The 21,922-nt window shown below is 57.0% G+C and carries 16 protein-coding genes; all 16 read right to left on the bottom strand.

The features are described from left to right. Window position 1: 1 nt before the first annotated feature. The 16 genes from ftsX to OL236_RS12460 all read right to left on the bottom strand — a co-directional run bounded on the left by ftsX (window position 2) and on the right by OL236_RS12460 (window position 21,840). Window positions 2-889 carry a permease-like cell division protein FtsX gene (ftsX, locus tag OL236_RS02375; RefSeq protein ID WP_009646532.1) on the bottom strand — a complete coding sequence of 296 codons (888 nt, stop codon included), beginning with the start codon at window positions 887-889 and terminating at the stop codon, window positions 2-4. After that, window positions 879-1,565 carry a cell division ATP-binding protein FtsE gene (gene ftsE, locus OL236_RS02370; RefSeq protein WP_009646406.1) on the bottom strand — a complete coding sequence of 229 codons (687 nt, stop codon included), beginning with the start codon at window positions 1,563-1,565 and terminating at the stop codon, window positions 879-881. The genes ftsX and ftsE overlap by 11 nt, the downstream gene beginning before the upstream one ends. Before the next feature lie 195 nt (window positions 1,566-1,760). Beyond that, the gene (locus OL236_RS02365) at window positions 1,761-2,000 is read right to left on the bottom strand and encodes a hypothetical protein (RefSeq protein WP_006191821.1); all 240 of its coding nucleotides are present in this window, start codon (window positions 1,998-2,000) and stop codon (window positions 1,761-1,763) included. A 45-nt stretch (window positions 2,001-2,045) separates the two neighbouring features. Continuing rightward, window positions 2,046-3,527 (bottom strand): lysine--tRNA ligase, encoded by a 1,482-nt coding sequence (lysS, locus tag OL236_RS02360; RefSeq protein WP_413777386.1) that lies wholly within the window; start codon window positions 3,525-3,527, stop codon window positions 2,046-2,048. Window positions 3,528-3,612: 85 nt separating this feature from the next. Next, window positions 3,613-4,083, bottom strand: coding sequence for a transcription elongation factor GreA (greA, locus tag OL236_RS02355; protein WP_006191814.1), 471 nt, complete (start codon window positions 4,081-4,083; stop codon window positions 3,613-3,615). 144 nt (window positions 4,084-4,227) lie between these two features. Next, window positions 4,228-4,536 (bottom strand): GIY-YIG nuclease family protein, encoded by a 309-nt coding sequence (locus OL236_RS02350; protein WP_264919401.1) that lies wholly within the window; start codon window positions 4,534-4,536, stop codon window positions 4,228-4,230. Then, window positions 4,520-5,098 (bottom strand): peptidylprolyl isomerase, encoded by a 579-nt coding sequence (locus OL236_RS02345; protein ID WP_320109806.1) that lies wholly within the window; start codon window positions 5,096-5,098, stop codon window positions 4,520-4,522. The genes OL236_RS02350 and OL236_RS02345 overlap by 17 nt, the downstream gene beginning before the upstream one ends. Then, window positions 5,095-5,817, bottom strand: coding sequence for an MBL fold metallo-hydrolase (locus OL236_RS02340; RefSeq protein WP_265071174.1), 723 nt, complete (start codon window positions 5,815-5,817; stop codon window positions 5,095-5,097). The genes OL236_RS02345 and OL236_RS02340 overlap by 4 nt, the downstream gene beginning before the upstream one ends. A gap of 240 nt (window positions 5,818-6,057) precedes the next feature. Next, complete coding sequence (locus OL236_RS02335) at window positions 6,058-6,366, bottom strand: type II toxin-antitoxin system RelE/ParE family toxin (RefSeq protein ID WP_265071173.1); 309 nt, start codon at window positions 6,364-6,366, stop codon at window positions 6,058-6,060. Then, complete coding sequence (locus OL236_RS02330; protein WP_265071172.1) at window positions 6,359-6,619, bottom strand: type II toxin-antitoxin system Phd/YefM family antitoxin; 261 nt, start codon at window positions 6,617-6,619, stop codon at window positions 6,359-6,361. The genes OL236_RS02335 and OL236_RS02330 overlap by 8 nt, the downstream gene beginning before the upstream one ends. 57 nt (window positions 6,620-6,676) lie before the next feature. Further along, on the bottom strand, window positions 6,677-7,612 hold the full coding sequence (locus OL236_RS02325) for a DUF1848 domain-containing protein (protein ID WP_265071171.1): 936 nt from the start codon (window positions 7,610-7,612) through the stop codon (window positions 6,677-6,679). 78 nt (window positions 7,613-7,690) lie between these two features. Beyond that, window positions 7,691-8,716 carry a branched-chain amino acid aminotransferase gene (locus tag OL236_RS02320; protein ID WP_265071170.1) on the bottom strand — a complete coding sequence of 342 codons (1,026 nt, stop codon included), beginning with the start codon at window positions 8,714-8,716 and terminating at the stop codon, window positions 7,691-7,693. Between the two features lie 172 nt (window positions 8,717-8,888). Beyond that, entirely contained in the window at window positions 8,889-9,893 is a 1,005-nt protein-coding gene (locus OL236_RS02315; protein WP_265071169.1) for a protein tyrosine phosphatase, read from the bottom strand. Between the two features lie 151 nt (window positions 9,894-10,044). Then, window positions 10,045-20,313, bottom strand: coding sequence for an autotransporter outer membrane beta-barrel domain-containing protein (locus OL236_RS02310; protein WP_265071168.1), 10,269 nt, complete (start codon window positions 20,311-20,313; stop codon window positions 10,045-10,047). 657 nt (window positions 20,314-20,970) lie between these two features. Then, window positions 20,971-21,525 (bottom strand): hypothetical protein, encoded by a 555-nt coding sequence (locus tag OL236_RS12465; protein WP_320109805.1) that lies wholly within the window; start codon window positions 21,523-21,525, stop codon window positions 20,971-20,973. 24 nt (window positions 21,526-21,549) lie between these two features. Then, the gene (locus tag OL236_RS12460) at window positions 21,550-21,840 is read right to left on the bottom strand and encodes a hypothetical protein (RefSeq protein ID WP_320109804.1); all 291 of its coding nucleotides are present in this window, start codon (window positions 21,838-21,840) and stop codon (window positions 21,550-21,552) included. Between the last annotated feature and the right edge of the window lie 82 nt (window positions 21,841-21,922).

Here is a 21,922-nt window from a genome sequence, read left to right as displayed (position 1 = left end):
CCTATACCTTGAGGAATCGCTTCAAGGAAATCGTGCTGCCCAACGCGCCGATTCCCATGCCGCTCAAGACCATCACGAGGCTGATGAAGTTGACAAACGGGTACTGCGGTATGAGCGGCAGAAACGCCAGCGTGCTGTAAACCTTCGCCGTGATCAGCCCGTAAATGCTTCGAAGCGCGATGGAAGCGAGAACGCCGCCGAAGAAGCCAAGCACGACGCCCTCCAAGAGGAACGGCCAGCGGATGAACCAATCCGTCGCGCCGACGTATTTCATGATGGCGATTTCTTTGCGGCGCGCAAAGACTGTCAGGCGGATCGTGTTCGAGATGATGAAGAGCGTCGCGCCCGCTAGGAGCAGCATGAGCGTGAAGCCGAAGATACGCACGAGGCGCGTCATGTCGAAGAGGTGCTCGACGACGTCCTGCCCATACTTCACCGATTCGACGCCGCCGAACTTCTCGATTGCCTTCGCTGCCGTCTCCACCATCGTCGGCTGCTTGACCGTGACCTCGAAGGCATTCGGCAGCGGATTCTTGTCGCCGAGCGCATCGAGCAAATACTTCTGGTCGCCGAGCCTTTCCCTCAGGCGCACGATGGCATCCTCGCGGCTCACATACTGCACGCTCTCAATGCCCTGCATCTTCTTCAAGTCGTCTTCGAGATCGTCGATTTCCGATCCCTTGAGCTTGTCGTCCAAGTAGACGTTGATCTGCACCTGTGATTCAAGCATCGACGCCATGCGGTTCATGTTGAGCACGATGATGAGGAACATGCCGAGCACGAAGAGCGATACGGCGACCGTGCTGATGGAGGCGAACGACATCCAGTTGTTACGCTTGATCGATATGCAGACCTCGCGCACGAAATACTCCGTCGTCCTAAGCTTCATAGCCGTACCCCCCCTTCGCCTCATCGCGCACGATGCGCCCGCCCTCGATCGCGATGACGCGCTTCTTCATCGTATCCACGATATTCTTGTCATGCGTCGCCATGACGATCGTCGCGCCTGCATCGTTGATACGGCGGAAGATGTCCATGATCTCCCACGACGTCTCGGGATCGAGGTTGCCCGTCGGCTCATCGGCGATGATGAGTGCGGGATCGTTGACGATGGCACGCGCAATGGCCACGCGCTGCTGTTCGCCGCCCGAAAGCTGCGACGGGAAATTCTTCCACTTCTCGCGCAGTCCCACGATGTCGAGGACGGCGTTGACACTGCGCTGCATGAGACGGCGCGGCGCTTCGATGACCTCCATGGCAAAGGCGACATTCTCGTAGACCGTCTTGTCAGGCAAAAGGCGATAGTCCTGGAAGATCACGCCGAGGCCACGCCGCATGTACGGCACATCCTTCGGGCGAAGTTTCATCATATCGTGCCCGTTGACGCGCAGACTCCCGCTCGTCGGCAGAATTTCCCGAAGCAGCATGCGCACGAAGGTCGACTTGCCCGCACCACTCGCCCCCACGAGAAAGACGAAATCCCCCTTCTCGATTCTGACATTCACATGGTCGAGCGCCACCGTGCCGTTGTCATATACCTTGGAAACATCCTTCATATAAATCATTGCAGTGAATTCCCCCATACCAAGTGCCTATTTTTGGCATTCCTACTTATTATAGCACACTTCTCCCAATTTCACTCCCTTAATTATATCACAGAAAACAAAGGGATTTCCCAATCATTTTTTCATATCAACTGCACATAAAAAGAACTGCCGCACGCCTTCGTACAGCAGTTCCCTACGTTCTTGCACCCTTGTTCAGCGATTGATGTGATGCGAACCGAGGTCGTCGATGACCGCTTTTTCCTTCTTGCCGAGAACCCAGCCGAGCAGCTTGATCTCCGCATACAGTTCCATGCGCTGCTCGCGGTGGTCTCCCTGCGCCTGCATCAGCTCGTTGTACTTCTTGATCTTCACCTCGTACTGCGCCTTGACCTCCGCCTGCGAACGCATCTTCAGCGGACGCGAAGAGACTTCCGGCACTCCGTTCATATTCATGCAATCAGCCTTCTTTCTTTGTGAAAACGTCTGCACTTCGCTCTGTTACTCCGCCGCACTCTCCTGCGCACGCGATGCGGCCTCAGGACGCATGTGCGGGAAGAAGAGCACGTCGCGGATCGACGAGCTGTCCGTCAGGAGCATCACGAGACGATCGATGCCGATGCCGAGGCCGCCCGTCGGCGGCAGGCCGTATTCCATCGCCGTGATGTAGTCGTTGTCCATCGGGTGCGCCTCGTCGTCGCCAGCTTCGCGCTGCTTCACCTGCTCAAGGAAGCGCTCCTTCTGATCGATCGGATCGTTGAGCTCCGTGAAGCCGTTCGCAAGCTCGCGCCCGTAGACGTAGAACTCGAAGCGATCGGTGATGCGCGGATCTTCGGGATTGCGCTTCGCCAAGGGCGAGATCTCCGTCGGATGACCCGTGATGAACGTCGGCTGAATCAGGGACTCTTCGACCTTCGCCTCGAACGCCTCGTTCAAGATGCCGCCGATGCCATGCTTCTCCTCGTAGGCGACGCCGATTGCATCCGCCATGGCACGCGCCTCTTCGACGGTTTGGGCACTCATGAAGTCCTTGCCCGTCGCTTCCTTCACGGCGTCGTTCATGCTGACGCGGCGAATCTTCGAGAGGTCGATCTCCGTGCCCTCGTAGGTCAGCGCCGTCGTACCGAGCACGTCCTTCGCGGCCTGGCAGCATATCCCCTCCGTCACGTCCATGAGATCGTTATAGTCGGCATACGCCTGATAAATCTCAATGGATGTGAACTCAGGGTTGTGGCGCACGTCGATGCCCTCGTTGCGGAAGATGCGCCCGATTTCGTAGACGCGTTCCAAACCGCCGACGATGAGCCTTTTGAGATTCAGCTCTGTCGCAATGCGCAGATAGAGCTTCATGTCGAGCGCGTTGTGATACGTCACGAAGGGACGCGCCGCCGCACCGCCCGCGATCGTCGACATCACGGGCGTCTCCACTTCGAGGAAGCCGCGCTCGTCGAGGTAGCGACGAATCGACTGGATGATCTTCGTGCGAGCAATGAACGTGTCCTTGACCTCGGGATTCATGATGAGATCGACGTAGCGCTGGCGGTAGCGCATTTCCACATCCTTCAGACCGTGGAACTTCTCGGGCAGCGGACGAAGCGACTTCGAGAGCAGCGTGAAGTCGTCGACGCGCACCGTGAGCTCGCCGCGCCGCGTACGAAAGACGACGCCTCGGACGCCAATGATGTCGCCGATGTCTAAGAGCTTGAACTCCTTGTACTTCTCCTCGCCCAGAACGTCGAGCTTGAAGTAGATCTGAATCTTGCCCGAAAGATCCATGAGCACAGCGAAACTCGCCTTGCCATGGCCGCGGATCGCCATCAAACGCCCGGCGATGCTGACCTCCGTCTCGCCCTCCGCCTCCTCACCGAGTGAGGCGAACTCCGCGAGCAGTTCGTCTGCATGGCGCGTGACCTCGTAGCGATGCCCAAAGGGCGCAACGCCCATCTCGCGGAACTTCTCCATCTTCTCGCGGCGCACGCGCATGAGATCGTTCAGATCTTCCTTCTGCGCCGCGTTCTGCTGCTTGTTCTCAGCCAATATTTCCTCTCCTAACTCATATATCGCTTGCTTACTTGATTTCTACAACCTCATACTGAATGATTCCGGCCGGCGCATGAACGTCGACGCGATCACCGACCTTCTTACCGATGATCGCTGCGCCCACAGGCGACTCGTTCGAGATCTTGAACTCCGTCGGATCTGCCTCTGCCGAGCCGACGAGCGTATACGTCTCCTGCTCATCGAACTCGACGTCCTTAACGACGACGGTGCTTCCCATCTGCACGGTGTCGGACGATGCGCCGCCCTGGATGATGTCGCTGTTTCTTATCTTCGCTTCAAGATCGAGGATCTCGCCCTCAAGGAACGCCTGCTCGTTCTTCGCGTCGTCGTACTCCGAGTTTTCCGAGAGATCGCCGAGCGCGATCGCCGCCTTGAGTCGCTCCGATACCTCGATGCGCCGCACGCTCTTCAAATAGTCGAGCTTCTCCTGCAGCTTTTTGTAGCCCTCTTCCGTCAGCATTACACGCTTTTCTGCCATCAAAATTCCCCTTTTCCCGGCACTTGGCACTCCTCCGCGAACAGGCTCACCAAGCACGCTCCGCGCCCGGCCGCCCTGCAAAAAGAAGTGCCGTCTGATACTGCCCCGTATATCCTATCATTATAGGTAGCAAGCCGCGCCTTGTCAAATCCCCGCTTCAGCCGAAAGCGCGACGCCAAGCCCCGCCTGCGTCAAATGCGCGGCAAGCGCGATCTTCTTTTCACGCGGCAGTCGCTTGATCTCGCACTCGCGGCGCTGCGCCTCGCACTTTTCCGCGAACTCCTCATAGTAAAAGAGCCGCACGGGACGGCGGCTCCTCGTATACTTCGCGCCCCTGCCCGCATTGTGCGCGGCAAGGCGCTTCTCCAAGTCGTTCGTCCATCCCGTGTAGAGCGTACCGTCTGCACAGACGAGGATGTAAGTGAACGCCTTCACCTCACTCTTTTTCCTCACGGCGAATCGTGACCTTTTCCATGACGACCTTCGCGAGCGGCTTGTCTTGGAAATCCGTGTCAACCTTGCCGATCTCGCGCACAACATCCATGCCCTTGACGACCTTGCCAAAGACCGAATGATGTCCGTCGAGCCACGGCGTCGCCGCGAGCGTGATGAAGAACTGCGAGCCGCCCGTATTCGGCCCTGCGTTCGCCATCGACAGCACGCCCTCGCTGTCATGCTTCAGATCCTTATGGAACTCATCGGGAATCACGTAGCCAGGACCGCCCGTGCCCGTACCGTTCGGATCGCCGCCTTGGATCATGAACCCATCGATCACGCGGTGGAAGATCAAGCCGTCGTAGAAGCCCTTCTCCGCAAGGTCGATGAAATTCTTCACTGTGATCGGCGCCTTGTCCTCGAAAAGCTCGATTTCAAACGTGCCATGATTTGTCTCAAAAACTGCAATAGGATTTGCCATTTTTTTCGCTCCTTTATCCTTGTCATTCATGCCTGACGCCGAGCAGCCCGTCGTAAAGAGGACGAACGTCGCCAGCAAAAAAACGAGAGCCTTCTTCATCGTGTGAATCCTCCTTCCGCCGTCCAGCGCCGCCTCTCCCCCGCTTCGAGCGGCGTCCAATACGGCACGGCACGCCCTTCAGCGAAGAAGTCCGCCGCCGGATGCCACGCCGGATAGCCGACGCTGTGCATCGTCACGAGCGCCTTGATGTTCGTACGCGCACAGAACTCCTTCGCGCCAATGTCGGCGAACTCCTCAAGCCGCCCATCGACAGGGAAGAATGCGACGTCGGCAGTCAGCCCGTCCAACTTTTTCATCTGCTTTAGGAAGCCGTTTCGCGCAAACTTGTTGTTCTCCTCCGTATCGCCCTTCCAATGCCACCAGTTGAAGTCTCCCGCATGGAAGATGCGCACGCCCTCGACCTCCACGAGAAACGACGTGCCCGTGTCCGTCGAGTCAAACGTATCGACGCGAAGCCCCTCTTCCTCATAGTGGCTGTAGTTTTCAAGATAGACCGTCTTTTCCGCGGGAAACCGCTTGCCGCGCTTCGTGCGCCGAATCTCCGCCGCCATGACGTAGCGCGTGACCGAGGGCGCATAGTCGAGAATATGCGCGTCGAAGTGATCGAAATGCGCGTGCGACACAAAGAAATACACGCGCTCCGCCCCCGCTAAGAGACTCTCAACCGCCTGCGCGGGGTCGAGGTAGTCGTCAAAGACGAGCAAAGTGCGCGAAAGCCGCACGGCAAAGCCGCTGTTTAATAAATATGCAATCTCCAAAAGCTGCCTCCTTCCAGAAGTGCCTGTATCATTATAGCAGAAGAATACGGGAAAAGACAATTCCTTTGCTCTTCTGCACCCGTTCCCCTAGATTTCCCCGCATTCACCGTGATACATGCGCATGGCGCAAAAATCGCGGACGATCCCATGTCTTGACAAGCGCCGCTTTCAAGAAGAGCTTGAGCGGGGCGATCTCTTCTTTGACGTCAAAAGCTTCGAGAGATTGGTAGTAGCATGAGTTTACAACAGTTCCTTATAATTTCTTGCTCCGTAAAAGATACGATATATTTTCACACATTGTTTTGATTCATCAATCTTATAAAGCAATATATATTTCCCAATCACTGCCTTGCGATAGCCTGAAGATCGCAGGTATGGATCGCGCGATTCTTCATACATCTTCGGCATATTTTTAAGATTCGTGTAACAATCGTTCACAGCATCCAAAAAATGTTCTGCCGCTATAGGATTCGCAAGTTCCTTCGTCATATACGAAACAATTTGCTCAAAATCTTCTTCTGCCGCCCGCGACAAAAAAAGCCTATACATGATACTTCTGCCTCAGTTTTTGCAAAGACTCCTCTGCATCCATCACATTTCCACTATGAAAATCTTCTTCCGCAACAGAAAGTTTTTGGTAAATCTCCTGCCTGAGCATATATTCATCATAAGTTTTCATACTCATAATGACCATATCACCATAGCCATTTTTTGTAACATAAATCGGTTCGCTTGATTCCGCACACATTTTTGAAATCGCGTTGGTATCTTTGAGATCATGAATTGGAACAATCTTCGGCATACACTCACTTCCTTCCCCCATGATTATACCATACTTTCGCCCATGCAACGCACATCGCTACTCAAATAATCCCAGCTGCTCATTCTTCGCCACATACGAAACCTGCCTTGCATCCTGCACGATGTCGCCCGGCTCCACATGACCGATGAGGAGCGGCGAGGCGGGGTCGTGGCGGGTGCGGTTCTTTCTGACGGCGGCGACGCTCGCGTTTGCATAGCAGTAGCGGCAGAAGTGAGCGCAGGTATTGTAAACACCGATGTCGTTGCCGAGGAGGCACGCGCAGCCCTTTCTCGCCGCCGAGGTGCGCGGAATATGGAAGCGGCAGCCAACGGATTCTTCGAGGACAGCCTGCGTCATGCAGCCCTGCGTGTCGATGCCGAAGGGCGCGAGATCGTCTCCTTCAAGGCAGGTGCGCACCTTGATGCCGAACTCCCGCCCAACTGCCGCGAACGTCTTGCCGAGCGCGAGCCGCTCTTCTGCGCTGACCTCGCGCAAAGAGGGAAAATTGCGCTGCGTCTTCTCATAGAGGTCAACGAAGCTCACGACGCAGTTCTCTGTCGCTCCCGACAGTTTCTCTGCCATGCGGCGAAAGGCCTGCCTGTGAAAGTCGAGCGTGTACTTCTCCGTGATGAATACGGGATCATAGCGCCAATGCACGGCGCATCTGCCGACAATGCGCGACAAAGCGGCAAGGCTCTCGATCGCCGCCTCGACGGGCGGCGTCTCCGGCTCGACCTCCTTTCCGTAGGGCGTGATCGTCACACCCCAGAACTGGCGAAAGGATGCGAGTGCGTCCCTGTACGCGAGAAGCGGTGCGGGATTTTTCGTGCAGAAAACGATGAGATCGACGACGGCGGGATCGAGAACATAGCGCGTGATACGCTGCGGGTCATAGGGGCTTCGCGCCATGACGAATCCTTCGCGCAAGCGCCGCACGAACCACTCGGCATAAAAGGCAGGGATGTCCGTGCGGCTTCCCGTATTCAAAATCATGGCTCTCCCCCTTCCCGCAAAGAAGCCGGACGGGGAAAACTCCCGCCCGGCTTCTCGTATACGCCCCTCGCACAAGGCTTATTTGATCTCGTAAATCCAACCCTCGGGCGCTTCGATATGACCCATCTGAATGCCCGTCAAGGTGTCGTAGAGTTTCTGAGTGATGGGCCCCATCTTCTCCATGCCGCTCGCGAAGCAGATCTCCCTGCCGTGGTCGTTGATCTTGCCGACGGGCGAGATGACGGCCGCCGTGCCGCAGAGACCGCATTCCTTGAAGTTCGGCACCTCAGAGAACAGCACTTCGCGTTCATCCACCTTGAGCCCGAGATAATGCTCGGCGACATAGGTAATGGAGCGGCGCGTGATCGACGGCAGGATGCTCGGCGACTTCGGCACGACGAGATTGCCATCCGCATCGACGAAGATGATGTTCGCACCGCCCGTCTCCTCGACCTTCGTGCGCGTCGCCGCATCGAGGTAGATGTTCTCGGCAAAGCCCTCGCGGTGCGCCGTCATGATAGCGTGCAGGCTCATCGCGTAGTTGAGCCCCGCCTTGATGTGACCCGTGCCGTGCGGCGCGGCGCGGTCGAAGTCACTGACCTTGACCGTAATGGGCTTCGCTCCGCCCTTGAAGTACGGGCCAACGGGCGTGACGAAAATGCGGAACTGGTACTCGTCTGCCGGTGCAACGCCGATGACGGGGCTTGAGCCGAACATGTAGGGACGGATGTAGAGCGTCGCGCCGCTGCCGTGAGGTGGCACCCAAGCCTCATTCGCCTTGACGACCTGACGCACGGCATCGAGGAATCTGTCCTCGGGAAACGGAGGCATCTCAAGGCGCTGCGCCGACTCATACATGCGGTGCGCGTTGAGATCGGGACGGAAGCAGACCGTCCTGCCGTCCTCCGCCGTGTACGCCTTGAGTCCCTCGAAGACCGACTGCGAATACTGCAGGACGCCCGCATCCTCGCTCAATACGATCTTGTCGTCGCCCGTGAGTCCGCCCTCATCCCAAGCGCCGTTCTTATAATTGGCAACGTAGCGCTGTTCCGTCACATGATAGGAAAAGTCCAAGCTGCTCCAATCAATATCCTTCTTCTCCATGATGATTCCTCCCAAGTTCGTGCCGCAAGAAAAGGCACACATTTCCGAATCAGCAAAAAGACATCTGTTTCCTCAGGAGGAATCCCCATCCACTGTCACAGCCATCCTTCTGTAATCCTGCAAAATATATAGTACATCGAACTCTTTGCGCCGTCAATCCCTTTTTCAAAAGTTATTCATCGGCATCGTCATCCAACTCATGCGCCGCAAGCCAATCCGACCACGAGACAGCGAAACCCGCCCCCTCGTTCTCCTGCACATAGCGGTAAAAAAGTGCGATGTGCTTCGCCTTTTCCGCATAATACGGCACTTTCCAATACGTTGAATCCTCAGGCTCTACATGCGCGACATAGCTGCCGCCGAGCAGACATTGACGATAAAGGATGTCCTGCAAGGGCACCGCAGGATTCTTCAAGATATCGTACATCGCGAGAAATTCCGTCGTGCGTCCCTCGCCCGCCTGGCAATGGAAGTGCAGCCAAATGTTCTCGGGCAAGCTCTTGTAAAACTGTACAAACTCATCGACAGCAGCAGGCGATGGCCATATATGATCGGTCGCCGCAATGCGCTTGTAACGAAGCCCTGCGGCCTCGACAAGCTCCTTCTCCGTCTGCGCCTCTTCCACGAAGATCTCGTGCTCATCGAGGGGATTCTTCTCCCCACCGAGGTGCGCAACCGCCGTCATCTGCCCTGCCGCACCATGGATGCGCTCCGCCTCATCGGCGAGCGCCTCTTCCTGCGTCAAGCCCACATTGCCCCAATCGTGCTCGCCGTACCAGCTGACCGCTATTCCGTCGAAGAAACCGTGCGACTCCTCACGCAGGTCGACGATGCAGATCGGCATCTGCGTCTTCTCGGCAAGCGCTTCCAGCAAGGACTGCAAGCCGCTCGCAGAAAACTCTCCGCTGCCCGACGCGTGGAGACGCTCAAGCCCCTCGCGTGTCGGCACATAGGAATCGTCCATGTCCTTCTTGTAAGGAGCATGGAACTCATCCTCCATCGTGCGGAAGTTGCGCGGCAGCCCTCGCACATCATCGGCGTCGATGCGCCAGATATAACCAAGATTGCGCATGCGCGGCGGCGCATCCGCCGCTGAAACAACATTTGCCGCGCCAAGCATCGCTCCCAAGACAAGAAGCACTGCGGCGCAAAGACTCATCCACATTTTCCTCTGCATTTCTTCATATCTCCCTTCTTTTCCATGTTCCTATTATACCATACGTGCAAACCCTCTCCCCTTCACCGAAGTGCGGCGCACGATGCCGGCATGAACAAGCAAGGCGGCCTTGCAGCCGCCCCGCCTCATTCTTCTATTCCATGTCCATTCCTCAGAACGCCCAGTTCACATGGGCGCTCCCCGTGACGCCTTCGCGCTTGCCCTGCCAACCGGAAAGGTTCAGGTCGTAGCTGACGCGCGAATCCTTCGGCTGGAACCTCCAGCCGAGTTCCAGAAGGGCGCTGCCGCCCCTGAGGCTCGGACTGGGCGCTTCGTAGCCCATGAAGCTCGCGCACGCCTTGCCGCTGAATTCGTACTCCCAGTAGAGTCCGGCGTAGAGTTCGTTGCCCTCGCTTTCCTTGTGGCTGTACCTCGTGCCGAGGCGCAGGCGGTGCGAGTTGACCGCCGCGAAATCATAGACGTCGTTGTACTTGCCCGTCTTGATGGCGACGTCGCCACCGCTCTGGTACGACCACAGGTAGCGCAGCGAGGTGTCGAGCTTGTCGCCGCCCTTGAGCTTCATCGTCTTGCCGATGCTCAGCTCGGCTGCGACATAGGTGTCGGAACTGTCGTAGTTCGATACGGTGCCCCGGTAGATGCTGCCGGTGTAATCGCTCTTGGCTTGTCCTGCATGGAGCGCCGCCTGCATCCAAAGGCCGTTTTCTTGATCCATTCTCGCAAGAACGCCCGCGCCAAGGTAGCTGAGTTTGCCGCTGCCGTGCGTGCCGTCGTCGAGGTAGGAGTCGTATGTTCCTCTGCCGTATTCGACGAAGGGGCTGACGGTGATCTTGCCGTTCTTTCTCTCGAGTTCTTTCGCCCAGCCGAGCGCCAAGTGCCAGCCGGTGGTGTCGACGTAGGAGCCGGTTTCGACTTTCATGTTGCCGCGGCTGATAGCTGCCCAGAGCTTGTACTTGCCTTTTTCTTTGTCGCTTGCTACACTTGCGGCGCCTTTCTTGGCGGCATGGATTCCGTTCGTGGTCAGAAGATCTGCACCGCGGTTGATGAAGTCGGTCATGCCGGCCCTCGTCTCGACGAAGGATTTCGCCTGGTCGCTGATGGCTGCCTTGGTGACGGTGGCGATGAGTTCGCCCGAGCCGCGCTTCATGAGATCGAAGCCATAGAGGAGCGATACGCCATGCATGGCTTCGACGTGATTGATGAGCGTCGCAGGCGCAGGCGGCACGGCGCCGTCCGCATCGGTCGTAAGCGTTCCGCCGTTGACCTTCATGAGGCTGATGACGTCGTTGACCTTGAGGCCATGCGCAAGTCCCATGACGCCGACACCGACATCAACGCCGCGGATGTCTTTGTTTGTGACGCCGAGCTGCAGGAGCGTCGGGTTCTCGTTGGCGATGCTCTCACCAAGGTAGAAGTGGAGGTTCTTGACCTTGTCGAAGTCGTGAATCTGACTGGTGTGCGTTTCGTCGTGATAGACGGCGAGTGTGTTGTTGTCCGCGGATGCTCCTGCACCACCGATAACATCGCCGTTGATGGTGCCTCCTCTGAGGTTGATGATGTTGTTCTTATTTTCGACGGAGCCGTTGCCGCCGACGACGTTTCCTGTGACGGTCGATCCTCTGCCGATGTTGATGGTGTTTTCGTTGGCATTGAGGCAGGCGCCGCCCGTGACGTTGCCTGTGACGGTGACGCCGTCTTTGATGTTGACGACGTTCCGCAAGGAGGCGTTATGCGCACGTCCGCCGTAGAGATTGCCCGTGACGCTAGCGTCGACGTTCAAGATGTTGCCGATCGCATCGCCGTTCGTCGAATGTCCGCCGGTAATTTCGGTCACTGCATTCGAGGTCGGCGTCGCGCTGATGGTGACAACATTTTCTTCGGCTGTGCCAGCGGCTTCTGCGCCCATGACTTTGGCGCCGTTGATATTGCCGCCGTTGATTTCGACGATGTTCTTGTTCGCCTTGGCGGCGCTCTTTGCGCCCTTGAGGCTTCCGGTGACCGTGCCGGAGGTGATGACGGCTTTGTTGCCCGTTGCGTCGCCTGCGGCTTCCGCGCCAACGGCATCCGTGACGGCGCCACCTGCGATTTCGATGGCGTTTTCTTCAGCGGTGCCGTTCACGCTTTGCGCACCTTTGAGGTTCGTTACCGAGCCGCCTTGGAGAACAGCTTTGTTCTTCAGAGCCTTGCCGTTCGTTGTCTTTGCGCCGAGGGCGTTGACGGCGGTTCCGGCTTCTATGGTCAAGGTGTTTTCTTCGGCGGTGCCGTCTGTCGTTTGCGTGTCGCCCGCGATGGCGTTGGTGACGGCTGCGCCCGTCTTGAGGGTGAGTTTGTTTGTCTTCGTCTCGCCAGTCGTACCGTAGGTGGTCTTGCCGCCGAATACGTTGGCGATGACGCCTGTGATTTCGACGTTGGCATTTTGCCACTTGTACGCGGAGAGGTCAAGTCTGCCGCTGGTGGTGCTGGCGGTGTTCGTGTCGGTCACGAGACTGTATTCGACATCGCCCTCGCGTTCACTGCCCGTGGTCGGCGTATAGCCGTTCAGGGTAAGCGTCTTGCCTGCTGCCATTTGGAAGAGGTGTGCGTTCTTTTCCATGACGTTGCCGAGCCATGCCGATACGCTGGCGCCGGTCGGTTTCTCGACGGTGTTGTAGTCGAGCGTCGTGTCTTGGTTGAGCGTCAAGACGGTATCGCCGTCAGCCACGCTTGTGCCAAGGTTGAACTTGATCTTGGAGAAGCCGGCGAGGCTGCCGACTTGCGCGCCTTTGCTCTTGATGTCGAGGATGTTGTCTGTCGCCGCTTTGTTGCCGCCGTAGAGTTTTCCCGCGACGGTGACGGTTGCATCGGTCACGCCGTCACCGATGGTGACGGTGTTGCCCGTCGTCGTGCCCGAGCCGTTGGCAAAGCCTGCGTAGACGTCGCCTGCGACCGTGCCGCTGTAGAGGTTGATCTTGTTGCCCGTGGCAGCGCCGCTGGCTGCGGTGTGCGTCAGCGCTCCGCCGTAGAGGTTTCCTGTGACGGCCGTGCCCTTGAGGTCGACGGTGTTGCCCGTGGCGCTGCCCGCTTTGGTGCGCACGTCGGCACCGTAGGCGTCGGCTGCCGTGCCGCCTTCGAGGCTCAGCGTGTTGTTTTCCGCATCGCCCGTCGGCTTGTAGTTGCCATGGCCGTCGCCTTCAAAGTTTTCGGCAATGCCGCCGTAGGCTGCGGTGGTGATGGCGCCGCCCGTGACGGTGAGTTCGTTGTGCTCCACTTTGTTGCCGACTTTCGTGCGACCGCCCCATGCTTCGGGGTTCGCCCCGAGGGAGGCGGAATACGTCGCATGGTTGTTGGCAAAGCGGTAGCCGATCAGGTCGATTTTCTTTGCATGATCCGTTTCATTGTCGGTGTTGAGGACGTATTCGTAGTCACCGTCGCGCTTGCTTTCTTTGGCGCGTGTGGCATCATAGTTCGTGAAGGTGACATCGTTCGTGCTGTTTAAAAGGGTCAAGATGCGGTTCGTTATGGGGCTTGCCGTGATGGCGTCGAGGTTCTTGAGCTTCATCTTGGACCAGTCGATCGATGTGCCCGCGCCGTTCGTAAGCGATAGCAGTGTGTCGCCATGGCTGACGTTGTGGGCGACGTCGAAGTTGACGTTTTCAAAGTTCTTGATGTCGATTGCCGTTGCACCGCGGCTGTTGACGTTCAAGGTGTTGCCCGTGGCATCGGCCTTGTTGCCGCCCCAGATCGTGCCGACGGTGGTCGCCGCGAAGGCGTCGGCGGCCGTGCCGAGGTTGACGGTGTTGCCTGTCGTCGCACCTGCGCCTGCCGCATGGCCTGCGTAGATGTCACCTATCGTGCCGCCCGTGATATTGATCGTCGCACCCGTGGCATTGCCCGCGCCTTCGTTTTTGCCGCCGTAGACAGTTCCGACGTTGCCGCCTTTGATATTTACTTCGCTGTGCGTGATGTGACCCGTCGCTGCAGCACTCTCAATCGATCCGCCATAGACGTTGTTGATTGTGCCGCCGGAGACGGTGACTTTGCTCTTGTCTACCGTGCCTGCTGCACCGGCTGCTGCAAGGGAGGCGCCGTAGGCAGAGCCGACGTTGCCGCCCGTAATCTCTGCGGTGTTTTCCGTCGCGTTGCCGTCCTTGGTGTGCAGTTCGGCGCCGTAGGCATTGGCGACCATGCCCCCCGAGATGACAAGGGTGTTCTTTTCGGCATCTCCCGTCGGAAGCGGGTTGCCATGGGCATCGAGCCTGTTGTTTTTCACAAGTCCGCCGTAGGCTGCGGTGGTGATGGTGCCGCCCGTGACAGTGAGTTTGTTGTTCTCCACCTTGTTGCCGACGGCGGTGCGTCCTGCCCATGCTTCTGTATGGGTGCCGTCCGCTGCCACGTACGTCGCTGCCGTGTGGTTCTTGTACTGGTAGCCTGCCGCACGCACCTCGGTTGTATGGACGGAGGAGCCGAGCGTATCAATGCTGAATTCAAAGTTGCCGCTCGTCACATTTTTGATGCCGCCGTTTGCGGTATAGGTATTGGTGCTGTTTTTATTGAAGTCGATGCCCGCCGCATTTTGCATGAGGGTCAGGTTGTACGCCTGATAGGTGCTGATCGTACTGTTGAACTTCGTCGCATCGACGGTGAGCTTGCCCCAGTCGAGGTCGTTCGTCGCACCTGTATTCAGCCTCAGCATAGGATTGGCGGGGTTCAGCGCATTGCTGTTGATGTTGAACCGGAGGTTTTCAAAGTTTTTGATGTTGCCCGCCGTCGCATTGGTGTTGACGGTCAGCGTGTTGCCCGTGTCCGCCGCTTTGTTGCCGCCAAAGATCGTGCCGGCAATGTTCGTGCCGGCAGCTAGGCTGTGCTCGCCGTCACCTAGGCTCACGGTGTTGTCCGTCGTCGCGCCTGCGCCGTTCGTAAAGCCTGCGTAGACATCGCCTGTGACAGAGCCGCCCGCGACGGTGACGACATTGTCCGTGGCGCTGCCCGTCGCTGCGCCATCGGCGATATGGCCGCCGTAGATGCTGCCTGCAACCGTGCCGCCCTTGATTTCGACGGTGTTTTTCGTCGCATTGCCCGTTGCGCCCGCTGCGGTCAAGGAGGCGCCGTAGAGGTTGCCTGCAATTGTGCCGTCGTTGAGGATGGCTTGGTTGCCCGTGGCGCTGCCCGCTTTGGTCTGTATCTCTGCGCCATAGGCGTTGAGTGCCTGTGCGCCGGTGTTCAGAATGAGCTTGTTATTTTCCGCGTCGCCCGTGGTCTTAGGGTTGCCGTGCGCGTCAAGCTCGGTGTTCGATACCATGCCGCCGCGTGCGGTAAACATCGCGCTGCCGCCCGTAAGCGTCAGCTCGTTCTTTTGCACCTTGTTGCCGATGATGGAGCGTCCGCCCCATGCATTCGTCGCCGTGCCGCCTGCGTAGGCCGTCACATTGTTCTGGAAGCGATATCCCTTGAGGTAGACGTTCTGACTGGTGGCAAGGTTGCCGTCGGTCGTGATGTCGGCCTCGTAGTCTGCCGTGTGGATGCGGCCGCGCGTTCCCGTCGTACTGTAGTTCGCGAGGTTGATGTTGTTGCTGTTGTGCATGAGCGTCAGGATCGTGTCACTCGTGGCGCTTGCATTGAGGCTGTCGAGGTTGTCGACGTGGAGTTTCTTCCAGTCGAGGTTCGTCGCGCCACCGTTCAGGGTCAGGAGGGTGTCGCCTGTCTGGATGTGGCTGCTCGTCGCCTTGAAGTTGACCGTGTCAAAATTGGCAATGTTGCCCGCCGTGACGGAGTCGTAGACGTTGAGCGTGTTGTTCGTGGCGGTCGGTTTGCTGCCGCCGTAAATCGTGCCGATCGTCGTGCCTGAGGCGACGGCGTTCGTCGCCGTGCCGAGGTTGACGGTGTTGCCCGTGGTCGCGCCCGTGCCATTCGTGAAGCCGCCGTAGACGTCCGCCATCGAGCCGCCCGTGATGGTCACGGTGTTGCCTGTGGCGCTTCCCGTCTGCACGGAGGTGAAGCCGCCGTAGATGGTGCGCACCGTACCTGCCTTGAGGTTGACGGTGTTTCCCGTGCTGTTGTTTTTCGCTGCGGCCGTCGTGCCCGTGCCTGCCGTCCAGCCGCCGTAGGCGTCGCGATGCGTCGTGCCGTTGATCGTGAGCGTGTTGTTCGTCGTCGTGTTGCCGATGACGGAGCGGCCGGCCCAGATGTCTGCCAGAGCATTTCCTGTCGTCGGTGTCGTATTGGCGTCCTTGAACTGGTAGCCGCCGTAGAGGATCTGCTTCGCCGTCGCCGTGTTGGTGTCGGTGTCGATGGTGTATTCGTGCGTGCCGGTCGAGGAGATTTCTTTCGCACCCGTGTAGTGGTCGACGTTGATGCCCGTCATGTTCTGCAGGAGGACGGACTGCCCGCTCGGCGCATTGCCCGTATGCTTGAACTTGCTCCAGTCGAGGTTCGTCACCGAACCGCCGACAAGGTTCAGCATGGGGTTCGCCTGGTTAAAGGTCGCGTTGAAGTTGAAGTTGACCATGCTGAAATTGGCGATGTTACCCGCCTGTGCATTGGTATTGACGTTGAGGACGTTGTCCGTATCCGTCGCCCCGCTGCCGCCATAGATTGTGCCGGTGATGGTGGTGACAGCGTTCGTCGTGCCATTGCCGAGGTTGACGGTGTTGCCCGTCGTCGCGCCCGACGCCGCGTGTCCGCCGTAGACATTGCCGCCTACCGTGCCGCCGTTGAGGCTTAGCGTATGACCTGTCGCCGCGCCCGTGCCGGCAGTCTTGCCGCCATAGACGGAGCCTGTAATCGTGCCGCCCGTCAGCTCGATCTTGCTGCCCGTGGCGCTTCCCGCGCCCGAGGCGACATCGCTGCCGTAGACGTCTCCTGCGATCGTGCCGCCCGAGACCTTGACTTCGCTTTCTGCGAGAGAGCCGCTTCCCGCCGTATGGGCGCCATAAAGAGAGCCGCTCAAGCTGCCGTTCGCAACTTCGGCCTTGTTCTTCCTCGCGGTTCCCGCAGCCGCTGTTGCAGCGAGGTCTGCGCCGTAGGCGGAGCCGCCGATCGTGCCGCCCGTGATCTTGACGCTGTTTTCTTCCGCGCTGCCAGCAGCCGCTGCGACCTTTGCGCCGTAGGCATTGGCAATCGTGCCGCCTCGGACTTCGAGCGCGTTCTTCTTCGCCGTTCCTGCCGCCGTCTGGAAGGTGCCGTCGGTGTTGTGCTTCTTGTTCTCGACGAGGCCGCCGTAAGCCGCCGTATTGAGCGTGCCGCCTGCGACGATGAGCTTGTTGTCCGTGACGGTCTGGCCGCTCGCTGTGCGCCCTGCCCATGCCTCCGCGTGTGCAGGCGTCTCGTTGTACGTCGCCGTATGATTGCGGAAGCGAAAGCCGTCGACGTAGACGTCCTGCGCGGAAACCGAGCCGGTCGCCGTGTCGATGATGTATTCGAAGTCGCCGACGATCTTCTCCTTGGCTCCGATCGGCAGATAGGTGTCCGTCGTGCCCTTCGTGAAGCTGATGCCCGAACCGTTGTGCAGCGCCGTGAAGAGACGTGCGTTGTATGTGCTCGGCGTGAACGGATGATAGCTGCCGGGCACGACTTCGACGCCCGCCCAATCGAGGCCGTTCGTCGCACCACCGTTGAGCGTGAGGAGCTGATCGGTCTGAGCGATCGTCCCCATGCCGCCGAGGTTGAACTTCATCTTGCCAAAGTTCTTGATGTTGCGCGCCGTCAGGCTCTTCGCATTGACATTGAGCAGGTTGTCCGTAAAGACGTCGTTCGTCGTGCCGCTCGCCGCGCCGCCATAGAGGAAGACATTCTGCAACGTGGTCGATGCCAGAGATCCGTCACTCTTGCCAAGGTTGATGGTGTTGCCCGTCGCCTTGCCCGTACCGTTCGTGTAGCCGCCGTAGATTTCGTTGCTGCCGCCGAACGTGCCGCTCTCGATATTGATCGTATTGCCCGAAGCGTTGCCCGCCGACACATTATTCGGCGGCGTGAGTGCGGCATTCGTCGCGATATAGCCGCCATAGAGCTTGCCTCCCGCATTGAGCGTGCCGCCTTGGATGTTGACGATATTGTTCTTTGCATCGGCGTTCTTCGTGGTGTCGACAGCTGTCGGATCATCTTCATCCGTCGGATGAAGAAGCAGATTCCGACCTTCGGTATAGCCTGCATAGCCCGTCGTTACAGAAGCGCCGTCAAGGAGATTGAGCGTATTGAAATCCGAGCCGCCATTCAAAGCCTTCGTATAGCCGGCACGCACCGTGGTGAAAGAAAGAGGCGTCGAACCATTCTTTTTGAGGTTCAGCGTATTGTGATTCGTCGTATTGCCATAGGTAGAGATACCCGCATGGATGTCGGTGCTGCTGCTCGTCGTCGGCGTTTCCGTGGCATTTTGGAAGCGATTGCCGTCGAGTGTGAGGACGGAAGCAGACACCGTACCCGTACCCGTCACATTCGCCTTCTTGCCAAATTCGTAGTCGCCAACTGTGCCAATCAAATCTGGTCTATAATTAGTGAGGGTAAAGCCGCTACCTGTATAGAGTGTCGCTGTCGGATTATTCACACCATCCGCCTTTAGTTTATTTACCCATGCAGAAAGCCCTCCAACGGTAATTTTGTTCCAGTCAAAATTCTGCATCGAGGTTCGAACATACAGCATCGTATCGCCAGACGCAATGCCAGAATTAAGATTGAAATGCATCTTCTCGAAGTTGACAAGTGAATTCGCTGCATTGTCCTTCGTTGTTACCTTGAGCGTATTCCCAGTCGTCTTGTCCTTAGAGCTGTTATTACCACCGCCACCATGCAAATTGGCGTAATACCACGCGCCAAAATATCCATACGTTGTGCCGTCCAGCGTGATAGTGTTGTTGGTAGCATCCCCCTGCTCTGACCAGCCTCCATACAGGTCTGTATGATACGTAAGCGTTGAGGCCGAGATATTTTTCAATACGAGCTCGTTATGGGTGGCGTCTCCCGTCTGCGACAACGTGTAGCCAGCAGCAACCTTGCGCCCCGTAAAATCATCTCCACCATTAATCGTTAATTTGTTCTTGTAGGTCGTATTACCAAGTGTGGATATCCCGCCAAAGACTACTCCATCATAGTGCGAAGTGACAGGCGGAATATGATTCCCCGAATCATACGTCACATCCGCGTTTTGGAATTTATTCCCCTCAAAATAAATCTTCGTTGCGCTCACCGTCGACAGCGCCGGTGTCGATGTGTTGGATCGTACACCATACTCAAAATCACCCGAGGTCGTCCCCCTGGGCGCATAATTGCTCAAGTTCATCGAAGCGCCGTTGTAAAGAGTCACGTCCTTGGATCCCTGCGCACCCGTCATCCATTCGGCAGCACCCGCGACAGAAATTTTGTTCCAGTCAAAATCCTGCACCGAGGTTCGAACATACAGCATCGTATCGCCAGACGCAATGCCAGAATTAAGATTGAAATGCATCTTCTCGAAGTTGACAAGTGAATTCGCTGCATTGTCCTTCGTCGTTACCTTGAGCGTATTCCCAGTCGTCTTGTCCTTGGAGCTGTTATTACCACCGCCACCATGCAAATTGGCGTAATACCACGCGCCAAAATATCCATACGTTGTGCCGTCCAGCGTGATAGTGTTGTTGGTAGCATCCCCCTGCTCTGACCAGCCTCCATACAGGTCTGTATGATTCGTAAGCGTTGAGGCCGAGATATTTTTCAATACGAGCTCGTTATGGGTGGCGTCTCCCGTCTGCGACAACGTGTAGCCAGCAGCAACCTTGCGCCCCGTAAAATCATCTCCACCATTAATCGTTAATTTGTTCTTGTAGGTCGTATTACCAAGTGTGGATATCCCGCCAAAGACTACTCCATCATAGTGCGAAGTGACAGGCGGAATATGATTCCCCGAATCATACGTCACATCCGCGTTTTGGAATTTATTCCCCTCAAAATAAATCTTCGTTGCGCTCACCGTCGACAGCGCCGGTGTCGATGTGTTGGATCGTACACCATACTCAAAATCACCCGAGGTCGTCCCCCTGGGCGCATAATTGCTCAAGTTCATCGAAGCGCCGTTGTAAAGAGTCACGTCCTTGGATCCCTGCGCACCCGTCATCCACTCGGCAGCACCCGCGACAGAAATTTTGTTCCAGTCAAAATCCTGCACCGAGGTTCGGACATACAGCATCGTATCGCCAGACGCAATGCCAGAATTAAGATTGAAATGCATCTTCTCGAAGTTGACAAGTGAATTCGCTGCATTGTCCTTCGTTGTTACCTTGAGCGTATTCCCAGTCGTCTTGTCCTTGGAGCTGTTATTACCACCGCCACCATGCAAATCGGCGTAATACCACGCACCAAAATTTCCATACGTTGTGCCGTCCAGCGCGATAGTGTTGTTGGTAGCATCCCCCTGCTCTGACCAGCCTCCATACAGGTGTGTATGATACGTAAGTGTTGAGGCCGAGATATTTTTCAATACGAGCTCGTTATGGGTGGCGTCTCCCGTCAGCGACAACGTGTAGCCAGCAGCAACCTTGCGCCCTGTAAAATTATCGCCACCATTAATCGTTAATTTGTTGTAGGTCGTATTACCAAGTGTGGATACCCCGCCAAAGACTGCTCCTCCATAAGGCGAAGTGACAGGTGGAAGATGATTCCCCGAATCATATGTTACATCCGCGCCCGTCACATCCGCAGCATCAACATGTTCAAGAGACAGTTGTCCCCCCCCTACATACAAAGCAACCGCCAGCGAAAGCGCTTTCCAGCGTTTTGAATTCCCTTTCTTGAACATGACTTTCTCTCCCTTTCCCATGAAGCTCAGGTGTTCGGTACTCATAGATTTATAGTCCCATTATATCCCATTAAAATTTAACAGTCAATTATTTTCCATGAAGATATGTGGAGCTATACAAAAAAAAGAAGCGCTGTATCGACAGCGCCCCTTAAAACTATTCTCCCAATTTTACCATGAAGCCCCAAGAGGTCAAGACGCAGGCGCAGGCCGATTGGCTAGGCTTCTGTAAGGGCGGCGCATAATGTCCACAAAGTGGACGTTTGTGCGTGTAGTTTACTCACATTAAGAAAATTTGTGTAATCTTTGCCTGCATCATCTGCGTGCCCCATGTCTTTTTCAAAGCAGTCTGTGCCGTCTGCCGATCTCCCGGATCTTGTCCATGGAAATGTCTGACACACGCGCGATCATTTCCAGCGGCAGCTTCTCTTTCAGCATCCCGAGGACGACTGCAATGTTTCGCTCTTCTCGACCACGCTCCATGCCGCGCTCCATGCCGCGCTCCATGCCGCGTGCCTCGGCTTCTTTCGCAAGTTCTCCTGCGAAATCCCTTGCGAGTTTTTCCATCGCTTCACACATAGCGCTCGCTCCTTCCTCCGTCTCTTTGAAATACCTCATTCGTTCCGCCAACACGTCATAATACATGTCTTCCGGCCGCGTACAGTGAAAGTCGTGCATCAGCCTGCCCAGCGGAGTATCTTCATCTGCCATCGCGCTATTGACGTAGATAATATGCGATCCATCATCGAAAACTTTGCCGCTTCCTTCAATCGTGCGCCGAACTATATAAATCGGCAACCCTTCGCCGAGCACATCCGTCTCCGTAATGAAGATCACATACGACTCGGGCAATTCATTGTAATCCTCGCCCACATGCAGGGCATTGGCGTCCATCAGGCTCGCGTTGTATCTGGCTCGTCACTTTGCCGCTCCTCTGCCGCCTCGCTGAATCTCAATGTCGAATTCCTGCCCGTCCGCCCATGCATGGATGTCCAATCGCACGCTGCGACCCTGTAGATTCTTCAGCGTATCCTGCACGATTGCTTTCGTCGCCCTGATCTGCGGCTTATCCAAGATGATCTGCAGGAGCAGGTCGACGCATGCCAAACTGCGGAAGACTGCCGTCATGAAGTCGTCATCGAGCAGGCGGAATCCTGCCAGAACCTTTAGGAACCTCTGCCGCCATTCTTCGTTCTCGCTCCAAGTCATAGCTTCTCTCCCATCTTGTTTCTTTTATTATACTATGAAGTCTCCTGCACGACAAGGAAATGAGCCGCCTCTCTCCCCCTAC

The sequence above is a fragment of the Selenomonas sputigena genome (assembly GCF_026015965.1).
Taxonomy (GTDB): domain Bacteria; phylum Bacillota; class Negativicutes; order Selenomonadales; family Selenomonadaceae; genus Selenomonas.
This window is presented reverse-complemented; position numbering and strand designations above follow the sequence as displayed.

What these genes read in the sequence shown, in the direction of transcription:
- ftsX (WP_009646532.1), bottom strand. Translation starts at nt 889, where the DNA reads ATGAAGCTTAGGACGACGGAGTATTTCGTGCGCGAGGTCTGCATATCG.
- ftsE (WP_009646406.1), bottom strand. Translation starts at nt 1,565, where the DNA reads ATGATTTATATGAAGGATGTTTCCAAGGTATATGACAACGGCACGGTG.
- OL236_RS02365 (WP_006191821.1), bottom strand. Translation starts at nt 2,000, where the DNA reads ATGAATATGAACGGAGTGCCGGAAGTCTCTTCGCGTCCGCTGAAGATG.
- lysS (WP_413777386.1), bottom strand. Translation starts at nt 3,527, where the DNA reads ATGCGCGTGCGCCGCGAGAAGATGGAGAAGTTCCGCGAGATGGGCGTT.
- greA (WP_006191814.1), bottom strand. Translation starts at nt 4,083, where the DNA reads ATGGCAGAAAAGCGTGTAATGCTGACGGAAGAGGGCTACAAAAAGCTG.
- OL236_RS02345 (WP_320109806.1), bottom strand. Translation starts at nt 5,098, where the DNA reads ATGAAGAAGGCTCTCGTTTTTTTGCTGGCGACGTTCGTCCTCTTTACG.
- OL236_RS02335 (WP_265071173.1), bottom strand. Translation starts at nt 6,366, where the DNA reads ATGTATAGGCTTTTTTTGTCGCGGGCGGCAGAAGAAGATTTTGAGCAA.
- OL236_RS02330 (WP_265071172.1), bottom strand. Translation starts at nt 6,619, where the DNA reads ATGCCGAAGATTGTTCCAATTCATGATCTCAAAGATACCAACGCGATT.
- OL236_RS02325 (WP_265071171.1), bottom strand. Translation starts at nt 7,612, where the DNA reads ATGATTTTGAATACGGGAAGCCGCACGGACATCCCTGCCTTTTATGCC.
- OL236_RS02320 (WP_265071170.1), bottom strand. Translation starts at nt 8,716, where the DNA reads ATGGAGAAGAAGGATATTGATTGGAGCAGCTTGGACTTTTCCTATCAT.
- OL236_RS02315 (WP_265071169.1), bottom strand. Translation starts at nt 9,893, where the DNA reads ATGCAGAGGAAAATGTGGATGAGTCTTTGCGCCGCAGTGCTTCTTGTC.
- OL236_RS12465 (WP_320109805.1), bottom strand. Translation starts at nt 21,525, where the DNA reads ATGGACGCCAATGCCCTGCATGTGGGCGAGGATTACAATGAATTGCCC.
- OL236_RS12460 (WP_320109804.1), bottom strand. Translation starts at nt 21,840, where the DNA reads ATGACTTGGAGCGAGAACGAAGAATGGCGGCAGAGGTTCCTAAAGGTT.